Origin of the sequence: Mesobacillus subterraneus (assembly GCF_023715485.1) — a bacterium.
Classification (GTDB): Bacteria; Bacillota; Bacilli; order Bacillales; family Cytobacillaceae; genus Mesobacillus; species Mesobacillus subterraneus_B.
Map to the genome: position 1 here is coordinate 23,775 of NZ_JAMBOF010000020.1, position 17,450 is coordinate 41,224.

General features: G+C 43.3%; 13 protein-coding genes. 6 read left to right on the forward strand and 7 right to left on the reverse strand.

Features of this window, described 5'->3' with window-relative positions; all coding sequences use genetic code 11:
* Positions 1-2: 2 nt before the first annotated feature.
* On the reverse strand, positions 3-2,132 hold the full coding sequence (gene fdhF / locus M3204_RS20615; RefSeq protein ID WP_251487141.1) for a formate dehydrogenase subunit alpha: 2,130 nt from the start codon (positions 2,130-2,132) through the stop codon (positions 3-5).
* Positions 2,113-3,282, reverse strand: coding sequence for an MFS transporter (locus M3204_RS20620; protein ID WP_251487144.1), 1,170 nt, complete (start codon positions 3,280-3,282; stop codon positions 2,113-2,115). Before M3204_RS20620 ends, fdhF begins: the two co-directional genes overlap by 20 nt.
* A gap of 842 nt (positions 3,283-4,124) precedes the next feature.
* On the opposite strand from M3204_RS20620, the gene M3204_RS20625 reads away from it, so the two are divergent.
* Positions 4,125-5,114, forward strand: coding sequence for an NADPH:quinone oxidoreductase family protein (locus tag M3204_RS20625; protein ID WP_251487147.1), 990 nt, complete (start codon positions 4,125-4,127; stop codon positions 5,112-5,114).
* Between the two features lie 236 nt (positions 5,115-5,350).
* Here the strand turns inward: M3204_RS20625 and M3204_RS20630 are convergent, their stop codons facing one another.
* The 5 genes from M3204_RS20630 to M3204_RS20650 form a co-directional block, all read right to left on the reverse strand.
* Entirely contained in the window at positions 5,351-5,974 is a 624-nt protein-coding gene (locus tag M3204_RS20630) for a histidine phosphatase family protein (RefSeq protein WP_251487150.1), read from the reverse strand.
* A gap of 108 nt (positions 5,975-6,082) precedes the next feature.
* Positions 6,083-6,526 (reverse strand): threonine/serine exporter family protein, encoded by a 444-nt coding sequence (locus M3204_RS20635; protein ID WP_251487153.1) that lies wholly within the window; start codon positions 6,524-6,526, stop codon positions 6,083-6,085.
* Positions 6,527-6,541: 15 nt separating this feature from the next.
* Complete coding sequence (locus M3204_RS20640; RefSeq protein ID WP_251487156.1) at positions 6,542-7,300, reverse strand: threonine/serine exporter family protein; 759 nt, start codon at positions 7,298-7,300, stop codon at positions 6,542-6,544.
* Positions 7,301-7,428: 128 nt separating this feature from the next.
* Positions 7,429-8,616 (reverse strand): MFS transporter, encoded by a 1,188-nt coding sequence (locus M3204_RS20645; RefSeq protein WP_251487255.1) that lies wholly within the window; start codon positions 8,614-8,616, stop codon positions 7,429-7,431.
* 267 nt (positions 8,617-8,883) lie between these two features.
* A complete protein-coding gene (locus M3204_RS20650; protein ID WP_251487159.1) occupies positions 8,884-9,324 on the reverse strand; it encodes an OsmC family protein in 441 nt (146 codons plus the stop codon).
* A gap of 238 nt (positions 9,325-9,562) precedes the next feature.
* Here M3204_RS20650 and M3204_RS20655 point away from each other — a divergent pair, with 238 nt between their 5' ends.
* The 5 genes from M3204_RS20655 to M3204_RS20675 all read left to right on the forward strand — a co-directional run bounded on the left by M3204_RS20655 (position 9,563) and on the right by M3204_RS20675 (position 17,425).
* Positions 9,563-10,930 carry a S8 family serine peptidase gene (locus M3204_RS20655; protein WP_251487164.1) on the forward strand — a complete coding sequence of 456 codons (1,368 nt, stop codon included), beginning with the start codon at positions 9,563-9,565 and terminating at the stop codon, positions 10,928-10,930.
* 149 nt (positions 10,931-11,079) lie between these two features.
* Complete coding sequence (locus M3204_RS20660) at positions 11,080-13,092, forward strand: methyl-accepting chemotaxis protein (protein WP_251487167.1); 2,013 nt, start codon at positions 11,080-11,082, stop codon at positions 13,090-13,092.
* Positions 13,093-13,218: 126 nt separating this feature from the next.
* Positions 13,219-14,871: a M20/M25/M40 family metallo-hydrolase gene (locus M3204_RS20665; RefSeq protein WP_251487170.1), complete on the forward strand. Its 1,653-nt coding sequence runs from the start codon at positions 13,219-13,221 to the stop codon at positions 14,869-14,871.
* Positions 14,872-15,033: 162 nt separating this feature from the next.
* Positions 15,034-16,692 (forward strand): glutamine--tRNA ligase/YqeY domain fusion protein, encoded by a 1,659-nt coding sequence (locus M3204_RS20670; protein WP_251487173.1) that lies wholly within the window; start codon positions 15,034-15,036, stop codon positions 16,690-16,692.
* A gap of 235 nt (positions 16,693-16,927) precedes the next feature.
* Positions 16,928-17,425 (forward strand): GNAT family N-acetyltransferase, encoded by a 498-nt coding sequence (locus M3204_RS20675; RefSeq protein ID WP_251487176.1) that lies wholly within the window; start codon positions 16,928-16,930, stop codon positions 17,423-17,425.
* Positions 17,426-17,450 lie beyond the last annotated feature (25 nt).

The window sequence follows — 17,450 nt, forward strand, 5'->3', positions numbered from 1 at the left end:
TCCTATTTAGTCAGTTTTTCGAGCTTTACAGCGCAGACTTTAAATTCAGGCATCCTTGAGATTGGATCCAGTGCCGGGCTGGTCAATTGGTTGACCGCCAGCTTTTTGCCCCAGTGGTAAGGGACAAACATCGTATCCTTACGAATCGCTTTTGTTATTTTTACCGGAGCGATCATGTCGCCACGCGGAGTTGAAAGCTTCACTCTTTCGCCGTTTTCAATCTGGTACTGGCTTGCCAGTTCGGGATGCATTTCGACGAATGGCTCAGGGCATTGCTCTTTCAGGAAGTCGACGCGTCTTGTCTGGTTCCCGGAAAGGTAATGGAATACGACACGGCCGGTTGTCAGCCATAGCGGGTATTGCTTTGACTGCACTTCCGCAGGTCCTCTGTAGTCACATACCGCAAGATTTGCTTTGCCATCTTCAGTTGCGAACCTTTCTTTGAACATAGAAGGTGTTCCCGGGTGATCTAAAGAAGGTGCTGGCCAGAAGACGCCGTCCTGCTCATCAATTTTTTCATATGTGACACCATAGTAATCGGCCTTGCCGCCCTTTGATGCGAGACGAAGTTCATCAAAAATTTCTCTAGGCTCATTATATTGGAAGTGCTGGCCTTTACCGAGACGTTCAGCAATCAGACTCATAATCTCCCAGTCTGGTTTTGATTCACCGATCGGATCCACCACTTTACGGATGTGGATGATTCGGCCTTCCGTATTCGTAGTCGTCCCTTCGTCCTCAGCCCATGTTGTCGCTGGAAGGACAACATCTGCAAGCTCAGCTGTTTCAGAAAGGAAGAAATCATTTACGACTAAGAAATCGAGATTTTCAAGTTGTTCTTGCACATAGTTTATATTTGGTGATGATACTACTGGATTTGAGCAAATGACATGTAAACCGCGAATAGTCTTGGCTTCCATCAGGTGGAACATTTCATATGCTGAAACCCCTGGCTGCGGCATTTCTTCAGGCTGGATTCCCCAGACTCCTGAAATATACTCAACTGCCTTTGGATCTGTAAGTTTGCGGTAACCTGGAAGCAAATCTGCTTTTTGACCATGTTCACGTCCACCCTGGCCATTTCCCTGTCCTGTAAAAGTGGCAACACCTGAAGCGAACTTGCCGATTTGTCCTCTTAAAAGAGCCATTGATGTGTAAAGACTTACGTTATCTACACCTGCTGTCTGCTGTTCAGCACCACGTGCGAACATAACGACAGAGCGAGGTGATTTACCGAAAATGTGTGCCGCTTTAATGATTTTTTCAGCAGCAACACCCGTAATTTTTGATGTATATTCTGGCGTGAATTTAGCAGTCATTTCTTTCAATTCTTCAAAATTGTTGCAACGTTCCTGTACATACTCATGATCGACATAATCATGCTTGATCAAAAGGTGCATGATGCCGTTAGCCAATGCTGAGTCTGTTCCTGGAAGAAGGTCAAGGTGTACATCGGCAACTCTTGCAGTTGCAGTTTCACGCGGATCGGCAACAATGAGCTTCGCGCCTTTGTCCTTGGCTTTCCAGAACCACTGGATACTAGTCGGGTGACATTCTGCCGTGTTAGACCCCGCCATGAAGAAGCAGTCGCTATGCTCGAGCTCAGTCCATGGAAGCGAGGATCCACGGTCAATTCCAAGCGTCTTATTGAATCCGCCTGCTGCAGAACTCATGCAATAGCGGCCATTATAATCGATATAACGAGTTCCCAGCCCAACACGAGCGTACTTTCCGACAAGGTAGCATTTTTCGTTTGTCATGGATACGCCGCCATATACCGCAAGCGCATCCTTCCCGTATGTTCCCTGGATTTCTTTATACTTTCTTTCGATTAAATCAAGCGCTTCTTCCCAAGAGGATTCTACGAATTTGCCATTTTTCTTGATTAAAGGGCGCTTGATGCGATCCGGGTGATCAATCGTCTGATAAGCCGTTACGCCTTTCGGGCACATTTTCCCTTTAGTCAGAACCCAGTCATAACGCGGTTCAACACCCATAACCTTATTGGTTTTTTCATCGACACGGATGTGCATTCCGCACTGCATTCCACAGTAGCAGCAATGTGTTGTGACTAATTTTTCGCCTTTGCGAATCTGGTTTTTCACGCCTTCTTTAACGAGAAACTGGCTCATTCTCTGTTTCCTCCTTCGAATCCTGGTCTATTCCGTAAAAATCTTCCGAGCGTTTTTTGCTAAAGCCTGATATATGAATTCCGTTATTTGTACTGACTGGTCCGTACGGGTTGCCTTTTGGCGCTTCAAGGTTCATTTGTTTCATAGCACGCATCCGTCTGCGGCACCCTGTACAGTAATCTGAAAGGTATGTTCCGTCTGAAAGCTGCAAGTCGAAGTTCTGGCTCTTTAAAATCGCCTGGACATCTGCAATCTGGTCTTCATTGCTGTATGGCTGCCCGCAGCTTTTACATGCTTTCGTATCCACTTTGACCACCTCTTGATAACTCATTGGAACGGCTGTTGCCAGCGGCCTGATTGGTACATGGAACAGTTTTCCGAATGGGAAGTAAACGAGCATCACAATGACTGTAACCTGGTGGATCAGCGACATATAGTGGTGCATCCAGCCATCCAGGAATGTATAAAGCACAGTCAGGATCAAGCCTGTAACAGTTACTGCCAGAAGAATCAACAATGGTAAAATATCGAATTCAAACCGCTGGGTAACTTTTACATCGTAATTTGTGATTCGTCGGTATAGCGCCATTGCTGCCCCAATCAATACCATGATTGCGCCGATATTCAGTCCGTTATAGACGATTTCAGCGAATAGTCCGTGTGCCGCCATTTTCATCGTCGGGACATTGAAGACGATGATTTGGTAAGTTTCAGGGTCGATCAGATCAAAGCGCATCCATCCGAACGTAAGCCCGAATGTGATCCCGAAGGAAATGATGCAGCCCCATGAAATCATGAAGTGCTGGATACCGCGGTACAAACTACGCTGGAATATGAATTTTTGCAAGACGATATTATCGATAAAAGTTATAACAATAGCTTTTGAATTTCGTTTCAATCTTTCTTTATTAAAAAGGTTGTTGACGCTTCGTTTTGCCACCCTGTTCGTGGCTTTGCGCCACATCCAGAAGCTCATCCTGATTGTCAGCCCGATCGCAAAAATCGCAGATGAGATCGCATAGCCCAGGAGCGCCATATCTATATGGACAAACTTAGAAGTCGAAACCCACATTGAGAAGAATAAAATGAGCACAACGCCAAAGGAATACATGCTAGTTTTTGAATAAAAGGATTTCTCGAATTTGTACAACTTTGCTACCTCCCTGTAAATCGTTTCCGATTTCAAAATTCATCTTATCATGGAAAAACAGTCAAAAATGGGTTGAAATGTAAACACTTTGTGAATAGTGAAAAATTGATTTGATAACGTTTCGAACACTAACCTCCACTATGAACCTTACTTACCTAAATCTTAAGGGAGGCAGAATAAAAGATATGTGAAGTCCGTCACACCAGAATAACTGGACACAAAATCGTAATAAATTCGTGATGGACTTAACAACTAGCAGACTCTTTCTCGTTAATGGACGCTTGGTAGCCTTTATGTGACGATAATTGATGGACACCTTGATTTATCCGCACATTATTTCCTTTTATGTGACAATAATTGATAGACACCTTAATTTATCCGCACATTATTCCCTTTTATGTGACGATAATTGATGGACACCTTGATTTATCCGCACATTATTTCCTTTTATGTGACGATAATTAATGGACACCTTGATTTATCCGCACATTATTTCCTTTTATGTGACGATAATTGATGGACACCTTGATTTATCCGCACATTATTTCCTTTTATGTGACGATAATTGATGGACGTCTTGATTTATCGTCACATAATTCCCTTTTATGTGACGATAATTGATGGAAGCCTTGGTTTATCCGCAAATTATCCCTATGGATGTCCCACTGCACTGCGAATTAATCCATTGTAGTTGATATACCTCGTATTTTGTCAGCAACGAAAGTCATATTAAGCCTATTTCATTAATGGTAGAATGATAGCCTTGAGTAAGTTAAGTTATTAGAATTCCGGGTTGTTTTTGCCTATACTTAAGCTATCATGCCTAGAAAGGTTGGGGAGTTATGGACAATTTCAAAGCTTTTATGGTGAACAAAACAGAAGATGATTTTTCAGCAGTGGTAAAAACGATTGATCTAGAGGATTTGCCTTTAGGAGAGGTGACCATCAAGGTCGCTTACTCAAGCGTCAACTATAAGGACGGACTTGCCAGCATCCCGAATGGAAAAATTGTCAGGTCATATCCTTTCGTACCCGGCATCGACCTTGCAGGTACTGTAGTCCGTTCAGATGACAGCCGTTTTAAAGAAGGAGACGAGGTAATCGCCACTAGCTATGAAATAGGGGTTTCCCACTATGGCGGTTTCAGTGAATACGCGCGAATTCCTGGAGACTGGATCGTGCCCTTGCCTGATGGGCTAACTTTGAGAGAAGCAATGGTATACGGAACAGCCGGATTCACCGCAGCATTGTCCGTACACAGGCTCGAAGAAAATGGGCTTACTCCCGAAAAAGGCAAGGTCCTCGTGACCGGAGCTACCGGCGGAGTCGGAAGCGTGGCTGTTGCGATGCTGGCAAAGCGAGGTTATCATGTGGTCGCCAGCACTGGAAAAGAGACGGAGCATGATTACTTAAGGGAAATTGGCGCTGCGGAAATCATCAGCCGGGAAGATCTCGTCGGAGAAAAAGTCAAGCCGCTTGATAAGCAGCTTTGGGCAGCGGCAGTTGACCCCGTCGGCGGCAAAACACTGTCAGCGATTCTCAGCAAGCTTGACTATAACGGGTCCGCGGCAGTCAGCGGCCTGACTGGCGGAACAGATGTCGCCACAACTGTTTTCCCATTCATCCTCCGCGGAATTAATCTGCTTGGAATCGATTCCGTTTATTGTCCAATGGAAACAAGAAAGATTCTTTGGCAGCGAATGGCTACAGACTTGAAACCAGAGGGTCTGCTAGAGACAATCCAAAATGAAGTGACCTTAGAAGAACTGCCTGAAGTCCTTTCCAGTATCTTAAAAGGTGAAAATCGCGGGCGTACAATCGTGAAAATATAAATGCAAGAGCCCGAATTCCGGACGATTCGGGCTCTTGCTAAATTTAGTTAGGCTCTTTTCGTAAAATTTGAAGATTCCCAACCAAAAGTATAAATCGGCATTTGGATTTTTACGGGTTTTATATCGCGTTCCCTATTCAGAAACCTCCTCGAAAAGAGCACGAGGTGAAGAATTATACGGTATGAAAACGTAGTTCGAAAAACAACAATCTAAGCGAAAACAAGCCTTTATTTATGTTATACCATCAATTCCGAATCTACCTTTGCCAGATGGCCGCAGTCATTCATGAACATAACTACCTTCTGGTTTCCGTTTATCTTTAGCAAGTGGATACCAGTATCCCCAGTTGGAAAATTGGTATCAGCAAGCACTGGAAGATTTAAGAAGGCTCTTAACAAATTAGAAATCATGCCTCCATGGGAGACAATCGCGATTCTCTTCCTGCCTTCACTCTCGGCCAGAATCTTTGAAAATACTGTTTGAGCGCGGAAGCGGAATTCCAATTCAGACTCCCCATCCTCAATCGCTTCATGAGGCTTCCTTCCGCCCTCTGGTTCAGGATAGCGGATTTTCGCTTCGGCATATGGCAATCCTGCCAATACTCCATTATTGAATTCTCGTAAACCATCATCTTCTACTACCTTAATTCCCGTTTCCTGGCTTAAGATTTCAGCCGTTTCCCTCGCCCTTTTTAATGTGCTTGCCCAAATGACTTCAGGCATATATCTCTCTTTTACTACTTTTGCCATTTCCTTTGCCTGCATGCGGCCGCGGTCAGTCAGCAATAAGTCCGCACGCCCCTCATGAACACGAAGGATATCCCCTTCTGATTCACCATGTCTAATTAATAAAATTTCCATATACTCATCTCTTTTCATATAAGGCTATCTAATTAATTCTGTATTTTCAAGAAAACACCTTTTGATTAGACATGAAAAAAGACTCGCATTTTCATACGAGCCTTTCCACTATTTTACCGGACCAAGACTGGAACGCCTGATCACCTGGTTGATTACTTCAGAAAAAACAAGCCCGACTGCGATCGCACCTGAAATCATCGAAGCCTTTGCAGCCAAAGCAATGGCGATACTATAGTCATTCTCAACGAAATTCCTCATCGCATCATATGCTAGTCCTCCAGGCACTAATGGAATAATCCCGGCTACGCTGAAAATAATGATGGGCGTACGATATGCCTTCGCAAACACCTGACTGACCACGGCAATCAGGAATGACGCCATCAGTGTGGCAAAAATCGTTCCGAATCCATTGATATCAAGAGCGAAATAGACAATCCAGCCGATCATCCCGGAAACTCCGCATTTGATCAAGGATTCTTTAGGCGCGTTAAAAATGATACCGAACGCAGCAGATGCGATAAAACTAGTTACTAGCTGTTCTATATATATCATGGCTTGTTCTCCTGCCTATAAAAAAGATAAAATTGCCGCAATCCCGGAGCCAATCGCAAACGCCGTCAATAACGCCTCTGCTCCTTTTGACAATCCTGATACTAAGTGCCCGGCCATCAAATCCCTGACTGCGTTGGTAATCAGCAATCCCGGTACAAGTGGCATAACAGACCCGATTATGATTTTATCAAGCTCTTGCCCGAGTCCAAATTTCACAAAAAAGAATGATACCATCCCAATAAAGAAGGATGACAGGAACTCCGCAAAGAATTTTACCGGGACAATCCTGTGAAAATAAACGACCAGGAAGTAGCCAATTCCGCCAGCTGCCATCGACGGAATGAAATCAAGCCAGCTGCCCTGGAACATGATTGTAAAGCAGCCGCTCGCAATCGCTGCTGCAGCCAGCTGCAAATAAAACGAGAAGGTCAGATTGGCTTGTTCAAGTTCGCCAAGAAGCCTGCAAGCTTCTTCCAGTCCAACCTCGCCACTGCTTATTTTCCTCGAAACGCTGTTGACCATTGCCACTTTTCTCAGATCCGTTGTTCGGTCGGAAATCCGCACCAGCTTTGTCCTTTCGGGCCCTACCCCTTCTACTGAAAAAATGATTCCTGTTGGCGTCACATAACTGTGGGTCTTATCGATTCCGAACGCCGAGGCCATCCTTGACATCGTGTCCTCTACCCGATACGTCTCAGCGCCGCTCTGAAGCATTATTTTACCCGCGAGCAGGCACGCCCGCATCACTTCAAATGTTTGATCCTGATTCTCCATAATTGTCCTCACTTACCAATCCGTACAGTATAAATTTCTTTACCAGTTTAAATCAAAAGAGAGTCTAATAGCAACAATAGAAAAACAGCCAGTCACTTGGAAGGGACTGGCTGTTCAGCTTATTATTATCAAATGGCTTCCTTAGGCTGGCGGACTTCTTTTGTCCGGCGCCCCTCTAAAATTGTCAGGATCAGGGCTACGACCATAAAAAAGCTGGAAATCTGGAACAGAGAAGCAATCGGGAAATACTGAGCGAGCACGCCGAAAACAAATCCGCTTATGCCAATTCCAAGGTCAATCGAGGAAAAGAACATGCCGTTTGCGACTCCACGGCGATTCGGCGCTGTCATAGACAATGTCCAGGACTGGAGTGTAGGAATCAAAGAACCAAACCCAACGCCAAATAGCACTCCTGCAACTGCAATCATTAGATTAGAATGGGCAAAAGACAGCACCCACATCCCTATAAAAGTAATAGAGATCGTTGTAAGTACTAGACCTCTTGGCCCTTTCTGGTCAAACCATTTTCCGGCAATCGGGCGGGAAATCGAAGCCATAATTGCATTGGTCAGGTAGAATAAAAATATTTGGTCGATTCCACGCTCTTCACCAAAAATAACAATGAAAGTGACAATGGCTCCGTATCCCAAACAAATCATTAAAGTAACAAGTGCCGGGAAACTGCCGGCTTTATCAACCAATGAACCAATGTAAGAGAACTTTAAATCTTCTTTCTTCGTGTTCAATACGAGTTCAGGAGTTTGATAATGAACAGTCCCGAGCAAGATTAACGCGACGACACCGAGCGCACCTGAAATATAGACCAAGTTTTGGAATGACGTGACCTGGAATAAAAATATTCCTAGACTTGGCGCGATAATCATACCGATTGTAATTGAAAGACCATAGTAGCCCATTCCTTCACCAAGCCGGGAATTGGGGACTACATCTACTGCGGCAGTTCCATTGACCGTTGTCGACCATCCCCAGGCAAGACCGTGCAACAGCCGGAAAGCCAAGAAAATCACAACCACCTGAGATAGCGGATATAAGAATGTTATCAATAGAAGCAACAATGCTCCAATCAAGACAAGCGGTTTTCGCGCTTTGTACTCTAGCATAAACCCAATGAACGGCCTGCTTAGTACCGCCCCGATTGAAAACAGAGCTGTAACAAGGCCAATCTCTGTTCCACTGGCACCGATTGATTTTATATATGGTGGCAAGGTTGGAATCAGCATTTGGAATGACATGAAGATGAAAAGATTCCCTATCATCAATTTTATAAAGGACGAAGTCCATAAAGGTTCTTTTATTTTTGACAAATTTGTTTCTCCCCTTTACTGCTCACTGCTATCCATTTTAAAAGAAAAAAATCTTCTGAACCAGAAGATTCAATTAATCATATTTCGGATTACTAAATAATAGCACAGGATACAGGATAAATAAAAGGAAAAAAATGTGATTTTTACTGATATTCCGGATTGTGCTGCTTATTGGATTTAGTAAGCTCTTCAAAGAAATCTGGCTTTAATTTTATAAATTTCCGATATAAAAAAGGAATCAGGAATGCCTGATTCCAATCATTCAATCACTATTTTTTCCCTGGCAACATTCACTGGATTGGCGATTGTATCCCCAACCGGGCATGTTTTCTCAAGAAAGTCGATCAATGCTTCAACATTTTCTTTTGGAGAAGAAGTTTTGATGTAAAATGTGTAGCGAATATCAGAATACCCTCTGCGGACATCCGATTTGTTCATGAATCCGTCGGTATCAAGGTCGCCCTCCAGTTCCACGCGAAAATCATCCAATTCTACTTCAAACTTTTTTGCATATGATTTGGCAACGATTGACTGGCAAGCTCCTAAAGCTCCTAGGACCAGTTCAACAGGATTCATTCCCGCATCGGTACCGCCCAAAGTTGGCGGCTCGTCAATCGTGAGGTGAAAATTTCTCGCCTGTACGTCAACCTTTAACCCTTCCTGTAAAACCGCTGTGGCTTTGAACACTTCTTTTGGCATGGTATTCCCTCCTTTTTAATTACACTTTCATTTTCCTTCTTTTTTTGATAAATCCTTTGCCTGAACGCCAATGACACAGAAGGTTCAATTTGTTTTGAAGGGTTTGTGAAAACCTGATCTTTCAATAATAAAACCATTTAAAATTTTCCCAACTATATTTTCTCAATATTGTGTTTCTCGCTAACTTGCTTTGGATAAATATAGGTGTGAGAATTTTCTAACATTTAAGGGGGAAGTTATGAAAAAGTTTAGTGTTATTGCATTAGCCTTTATGTTATTCGGTCTAATTCTATCTCCATCTTTCACCACTACTAAGGCGGCCTTTCTTTCGGTTGACTTGGATCCGAAGTTGCAAAGCCTGCTCAGCAACCCGTTAAGCTCTGAAGAGGTCGAAGTAATCATCACTTATAATGATATGCCTTTGCTTTCAGATATTAAGCTCCTGGAGACATTAGGATTTGAAACAAAAGCGTTCAGCGAACTCCCTATGGTAGCAGCCAAGGGAAAAGTAAGCCTGCTCAATCAACTATTGCTTACTACAACGAACATTCTTTCAATCTATTCAAATGAAGATTTACAGTATTTCCTTCGTGACAGCAGGGCGCTTATTGGTGCGGAAAGCGTTTGGAACGACCTTGGCTATACAGGAAAAGGAGTTACTGTAGCGGTAATTGACAGCGGTATTGATGCTACTCACCAAGATTTAAAATACGGCGAAAAGGTCATCCAAAACGTGAAATTCGTTGTTGGCGACCTTTTTGGCAATGAACCGCTGTACCTTGAAAACCAGCTGAATACTGATACCTCATCAGGCCATGGCACCCATGTTGCCGGAACAATTGCTGGCAGCGGCACGGCAAGTGATGGACTTTACAAAGGTGTTGCCCCAGAAGCAAAATTAGTCGGACTGGGAGTTGGCGAGGGAATCAATATCCTCTGGTCGCTTGAAGCTTTTGATTACGCAATCAAGAATCAAGAGAAATACGGAATTGATGTCATTAGTAACAGTTGGGGTTCAACAGGCGAATATTCCCCTGACCATCCAATTAATGTTGCATCCAAAAAAGCACATGATTCAGGAATGACAGTAGTTTTCGCAGCTGGAAATGAAGGACCGGAGGATAATACCCTTAATCCTTATTCAGCAGCACCATGGGTAATCAGTGTTGCTGCAGGAACGAAGGATAAGCAGCTAGCTGACTTCTCATCACGAGGTGTTGCCGGTGATGAGTATCTTCACCCGGACATTACAGCGCCAGGGGTTGATATCGTTGCAACACGTTCATCCACAGGACTTGTGATGAACGTACTCGGAACGGTAACGGATGCGACCTATATCGATCCGCTCCACCTTCCTTTCTATACAACTTCAAGCGGAACGAGCATGGCGACGCCTCATATCTCAGGAGTCATTGCATTAATGAAAGAAGCCAACCCTTCCCTCACACCAGATATGGCACTTGACCTTATGGTGCAGACCGCTGACCAAATGGCTGGGTATCAGCTTCACGAAGCAGGCGCAGGCTATGTGAATGCGTATAAAGCAGTTGAAGCTGCTGCTGCCGGCACAATTACTGTCCTTTCGAATAATGCAAAGAAAAAGTAAAGTTGGAATCCTCCTCAATGAATTGAGGGGGATTTTTTGTTTGTATTGTTTTTCCAGTGAATTACTTAACACTCCAACCGATATAAAAATCAGCAAAACAACAAATCTCCCCATCAGGAAATTCTACACGAAAGGAAAGTAGAACATTTATGAATACCAGGCAGAAATCAGATCTTAAAGAAGAGAAAACAATAACGGAGAAAAAATCACTCTCAATTAAAAACAGGTTAATTATTTCATTTTTAATTATCTTACTCGTACCCACGCTAATGGTAGGATTCATGTCCTTCACAAACTCAAAAGATGAAATTAAGAAGAAGATTCTATTAAGCTCTGAAGAAAATGTAAAATTGTTAAACAAGTTTTTGAACAGTAAAATCGAGCCTAAACTGTTTGATACTGCGTATTTCACTGAAGTTTTAAACAGAAAATCATATTCTGAAAAAGAGCTTCAAAATACCCTAAATAAATTCCAACAATACAAATACCTTCACGAAGAATCAGTTTCTGTATACGTGGGAACAGAAACCGGGGAAATGCTGTTATTTCCGAAGCAAGAATTGCCAGAAGGTTTTGATCCACGTCAGCGGCCTTGGTACCAGGATGCAATTTCCAGTAACGGAAAACCCATTATTACTAACCCATATGTTGATGCTGCAACTGGCGACCTGTTAGTTACAGTTGCTCAAGTTGTAAATGATGGCTCTGGTGTTTTTGGCATTGATATCAGCTTAAATGAGCTAAAAGAAATAACAGACGGAATTAAAATTGGTGATAGAGGATATCCAGCGATTTTAGGAACTGATGGAAGCTACATTGTCCATCCTTCTGAAAAACCTGGCGATAAGGCTGAAGGTGACTGGGTAAGTAAGGTCTTCGGCGGCGAAAAAGGACATATTTCATATCAGTTTAATGGTATTGATAAAGAGATGGATTTTTACACTAATGAATTAACAGGATGGAAGATTATCGGTTCAATGGATTTAACTGAAATAGATGAGGCAGCACAGCCAATATTAACAGCAACCCTAGCTGTGATTTCTATCTTTGTTATAGTCGGGGCAATATTGTCATATTTTATTATTCAATCCATCTCACGGCCAATTAGAGAACTACGTGTCGTCACCGACCTTGTGGCTAACGGGGATTTGACAAAATTATACCTAATCAAGAGAAATGATGAAGTCGGCAAATTAGGTACAAGCTTCAATAATATGATATTTGCATTGAAAGATTTAATCCATCAGGTAGGTGAAAAATCCGACCAGCTTGCTTCATCATCCGAACAGCTTAATGCCAGCTCCGAACAAAACAATCATGCTACTGAGCAGGTTGCAAATGCAATACAGGAAGTGGCTTCTGGTACTGAGAACCAGAGAAATATGGTTCATCAGAGTACCGAGGTCGTAACCGAAATGTCTGAAAGCATCGATAAAATTATGGAAAATGCCCAACAAGTTGCCGAAACCGCTGCAGTAGCACACGAAGTAGTTACTGAGGGTGAACAATCCATCAAGAAATCCATTGAGCAAATGAAAAATATTAATGAAACAGTAGCCGACCTGGGCCAAGTCATTCACACATTAGGAACACGTTCAAATGAAATCAGCCAAATAGTGAATGTTATTACAGAAATCGCAAACCAAACGAATTTGCTGGCATTAAATGCAGCAATTGAAGCAGCACGGGCTGGTGAACATGGTAAAGGCTTTGCAGTTGTAGCAGACGAAGTACGAAAATTGGCTGAGCAGTCTGCGAAATCTACTGAAAGTATCCGCCATCTGATTGCATCTATACAAGCAGATACAAACCAGGCAGTAGTCTCCATGGAAAAAGGATCAGATGAGGTAGAAAAAGGTATCCAAATAGTTGACCATGCAGGTACCTCTTTCCGAAAGATCCAGACATTTGTTGACAATGTAAGTCACCAGATCCATGAAGTATCAGCTTCTATGGAAGAAATGGGACATGGCGCAAAACAAATAGTAGAATTCGTTAGCAGGATTGAGGAAATAACGGCTGGAGTGAATGCAGAAAGCCAAGAAGTCTCTGCTGCAACGGAAGAACAATTAGCATCAATGCAGGAAATTGCTGCATCTGCTGCTTCACTCTCCTATATGGCAGAAGAACTGCAAGAATCGGTTAGGAAATTTAAAATATAAAGTGAAATGTGAAGAGACAGCAGCTGTCTCTTCTTCTTATTTTCAACCCAAAAGGCATTGTAATTCCATTCAATTTACGTTAGGTTGATAGTAAAAACCTGAATATTTCGAAAGGGGATCTTTTAGATGCTTGATTGCCGCGATGAGGTTTTATTTTATACAAAACAGCTTGTGAAAATCGGGAGCATTGTCAATACGAACGGAGAGAAAGAAATCGCTCAGGCCCTATATACGATGATTTCTTCCTTTCCTTATTTTATAGAAAATCCGACCCACGTTATCAAACCTCAAACCCAAAATGATGTGCTTGAGCGCTATAATGTACTGGCGTTTGTAAAAGGCACGAAGGGGAACAGCAACAAAACGGTCATTTTGATGGGCCATCTTGATACAGTCGGGATCGATGATTTTACACAGCTTGCAGACCTAGCCTTTGATCCTGATACATTACTTGTTGAGCTAAAAAAGGAGAACCTCCCTCCTCTCGTCAAAAAACATGCTGAATCCGGTGAATGGATGTTTGGCCGCGGCGTGCTGGATATGAAGAGCGGCGTTGCCTCCCACCTTTATTTGCTGAAGTATTATTCTGAACATCCAGAAGAGCTTGAGGGTAATCTAGTCTTTTTATCGGAATGTGATGAGGAAGATAGCTCATATGGCATCCTTTCTGCAGTCAAAGATTTAAACGCCTGGAAGCAAGAGTATGGCTTCGAGTATGTCGCCGCGGTCAACAGTGATTTTGTCGCACCCCGACACCAAGGTGACAAGAATCGCTATATCTATAAAGGTACAGTAGGTAAACTGCTGCCCTCCTTTTTCATAACAGGCGCTGAAACACATGTCGGTTCGACCTTTGAAGGTTTAGACCCAAACTTGATTGCAGCGGAACTGACAAGGCAGATCGATTACAATCCTGACCTTTGCAATGAAGCCTTCGGAGAAATCACGATGCCGCCAGTCTCGCTGAAGCAGATGGACCTCAAGCCAAACTATACCGTGCAAACAGCCTTGGCAGCCTATGTTTATTACAATTTCTTCATCCACTCCTGGACACCTAAGGACGTTTTGGAAAAATTGAAGGAACATGCTCATATTGCTTTTGAAAATGCCTTGAATCTGTACCATGAACGGTATGAGCGTTTTTGTAAAATCAGCGGCGAGCCTTGCAAGGAGCTCGCATGGCAGCCTCGGATAATGACTTATGAGGAAATGGAAGCGGAACTGATCAAAGCGCATGGCTACGATTATACGGCGCATATGGTTGAATTCAAGGATAATCTGCTGCTTGATGCCAGCCTGGATTTAAGGATGTATGCAGCAAGAGTCGTAGAAGAGGCTTGGAAGTGGATGCCGGACCAGAGCCCTGCGATTATCGTGTTCTATTCTTCCCTTTATTCACCTAGAATTGAAGTTACCGGTGAAACCGATGACGAACGGAATTTAATTGAGGCCTTAGAGGAAGCGGTTGTAACGGTGCAGCCTGAATATGACGAGCCTATCGTCGTCCGCAGCTTCTTCCCTTACATTTCAGATATGAGCTTCGTTGCCTTAAGCGATGATGATGAGGCATTGGATGCCGCTTCCCGGAACAATCCCAGCTGGGGGTCGAAATTTCATGTGGACTATCAGGACATCCGCGAACTAAACGTACCCGTAATCAATATTGGTCCATATGGGCTTGACGCACATAAACGTTACGAACGGATGGAATTGGATTACTCTTTGGAAATTGTCCCAAACCTGACGAACGAAGTCATTCAAAACGTTTTATCTAAATAAAATCCAGGTGCCTTTTCGAAAGGCGCCTTTTTATATTGGAGTACGGTTAAACCCTCTTGTTTTTCCGCCTTTTTCTTATTACTATATAGTTCAGTGGAAATATATTATAGTAATCATTAAAATAGACATAATGAGACTGATCAAAGGAAAGGCTGATACGAATTGGAAGAGAACTCTAATTTTATAAAAACGATCATTAAAGAAGATTTGGAGAGCGGCAAGCGCGATAAAGTCGTGACCCGATTCCCTCCTGAACCGAACGGTTATTTACATATCGGGCACGCAAAATCAATCATTATCAACTTCGGCCTTGCAGATGAATTCGGCGGCAAGACGAACCTTCGCTTCGATGACACGAACCCATTGAAGGAAGACCAGGAATACGTCGATTCAATCAAAGAAGACGTCGCCTGGCTGGGCTATGAGTGGGACGGTCTTTTCTTTGCTTCCGATTATTTCGAGGAAATGTACAATCGTGCAGTCCTGTTGATCAAAAAAGGCTTAGCATATGTAGATGATTTATCGGCTGATGAGATACGTGAATATCGCGGGACTTTGTCTGAACCCGGAAAAGAAAGCCCATACCGCAACAGATCTATTGAGGAAAACCTTGAGTTGTTCGAGCATATGCGGAATGGAAAATTCGCCAATGGTGAAAAGGTACTGCGCGCCAAGATCGATATGGCGTCACCGAATATCAACCTTCGTGACCCGGTCATCTACCGTATCGCCCATGCAACACACCATAACACCGGCGATAAATGGTGCATCTATCCAATGTATGCCTTCGCCCATCCGCTTGAAGATGCAATCGAGGGTGTTACCCACAGCTTGTGTACAACAGAGTTCGAGGATCAGCGTCCGCTTTACGACTGGGTTGTCAGAGAATGTGAAATGCAAGCAACACCTCAGCAAATCGAATTCGGCCGTTTGAACCTGACAAACACGGTCATGAGCAAGCGCAAACTGAAGCAGCTCGTTAAAGAAAAATATGTCGATGGCTGGGATGACCCTCGCCTGCCGACAATTTCCGGCTTGAGAAGACGCGGATTTACACCTGAAGCCATCCAGGAATTTGTAAAAGCAGCTGGCGTCTCCAAAGGATATTCTGTTGTTGATGAACAAATGCTTGAGCACTTCGTACGTGAAGACCTAAAGTTAAAGGCTCCACGTACAATGGGCGTGCTTCGTCCATTGAAAATCGTCATCACGAACTATCCTGAAGGCGAAGTCGAATGGCTTGATGCTGAGATCAATCCTGAGAACCCGGAAATGGGCATGCGCAAGATTCCATTCTCCCGTGAGATTTACGTTGAGCAGGACGATTTCATGGAAAACCCGCCAGCGAAATACTTCCGCCTCTTCCCTGGCAATGAAGTCCGCCTTAAGCACGCTTACTTCATCAAGTGTGAAGAAGTGATTAAAGATGACAATGGCGAAGTAGTTGAGCTTCGCTGCACATACGATCCTGAAACGAAGAGCGGATCAGGCTTTACGGGCCGCAAGGTAAAAGGAACCCTGCACTGGGTTGATGCAGCACATGCAATGCCTGCAGAATTCCGCCTTTACGAACCGCTTATTCTGGACAGTGAAGAAGAAGAAGCTGATGATGCAGACAACAAATCATTCCTGGACTATGTAAATGAAAAATCATTAGAAATCCTGAATGGCTTCATCGAGCCAAACATGAAGGACGCCAAGGCTCAGGACAAATTCCAATTCTTCCGGCACGGCTACTTCAATGTCGATCCAAAGCACACAACAGAAGACAAAAAGGTATTTAACCGCATTGTATCTCTGAAAAGCTCGTTTAAGCTTTAAGATGTGGATAAATGATCTCCCCGGATTTTTTCGGGGAGTTTTTTTTTGTGGAAATAGATGATTGGGGATAATCTGTAGACTCTGGACTAAATTAATTAGAACTCGTTTGGAATGATATCTTATGGCAGATTTACTATTCGTAATAGAATATGGAAAATTAACTAAGGTAAAAAAGGAATCTGGACAAGAATATTGAACTAATGTATTCAGTGAATTTTTTTCAGAGGTGACTAAAATGGAAATTAGGAGATTGAAGGGACAGGATGCTGAAAAGTATCGAATCATCCGGCACGAAGGCTTGCGTTTGAACCCTGAAGCATTTGGTTCAAGCTATGAAGAGGAAATTCTATACGATGAGCCTGAATATCGCTATAGGCTTGAAAGTGAATTTGCCTATACCTTCGGTGCAATTGAAGGTGAATCATTGATTGGCGTGGTCACGCTTGTTCCTGAAGGTAAGCGGAAAATGAAGCATCGGGCCAATATATACGCCATGTATGTAACTCCGGCACATCGCGGCCAAGGAATCGGAAAGTTCCTGATGAAAACGGCAATCAAAAAGGCGACGGAACTTGAAACAATCGAACAAGTATACCTGACTGTAACCGCCAGCAATGAGCCTGCCAAAAAGCTCTACTCTTCTCTTGGCTTCGAGGTTTTCGGTGTGGATAAAAGAGCTCTCAAAATCGGGGATACTTATTTTGATGAAGAATTGATGGTGTTATTTTTATAAAGGCCTTAATTGGCCTTTTTTTCAT

Bases quoted from the DNA above. Each gene is read 5' to 3' on its own strand.
- fdhF (WP_251487141.1), bottom strand. From the start codon at position 2,132: ATGAGCCAGTTTCTCGTTAAAGAAGGCGTGAAAAACCAGATTCGCAAA.
- M3204_RS20625 (WP_251487147.1), top strand. From the start codon at position 4,125: ATGGACAATTTCAAAGCTTTTATGGTGAACAAAACAGAAGATGATTTT.
- M3204_RS20630 (WP_251487150.1), bottom strand. From the start codon at position 5,974: ATGGAAATTTTATTAATTAGACATGGTGAATCAGAAGGGGATATCCTT.
- M3204_RS20635 (WP_251487153.1), bottom strand. From the start codon at position 6,526: ATGATATATATAGAACAGCTAGTAACTAGTTTTATCGCATCTGCTGCG.
- M3204_RS20640 (WP_251487156.1), bottom strand. From the start codon at position 7,300: ATGGAGAATCAGGATCAAACATTTGAAGTGATGCGGGCGTGCCTGCTC.
- M3204_RS20650 (WP_251487159.1), bottom strand. From the start codon at position 9,324: ATGCCAAAAGAAGTGTTCAAAGCCACAGCGGTTTTACAGGAAGGGTTA.
- M3204_RS20655 (WP_251487164.1), top strand. From the start codon at position 9,563: ATGAAAAAGTTTAGTGTTATTGCATTAGCCTTTATGTTATTCGGTCTA.
- M3204_RS20660 (WP_251487167.1), top strand. From the start codon at position 11,080: ATGAATACCAGGCAGAAATCAGATCTTAAAGAAGAGAAAACAATAACG.
- M3204_RS20665 (WP_251487170.1), top strand. From the start codon at position 13,219: ATGCTTGATTGCCGCGATGAGGTTTTATTTTATACAAAACAGCTTGTG.
- M3204_RS20675 (WP_251487176.1), top strand. From the start codon at position 16,928: ATGGAAATTAGGAGATTGAAGGGACAGGATGCTGAAAAGTATCGAATC.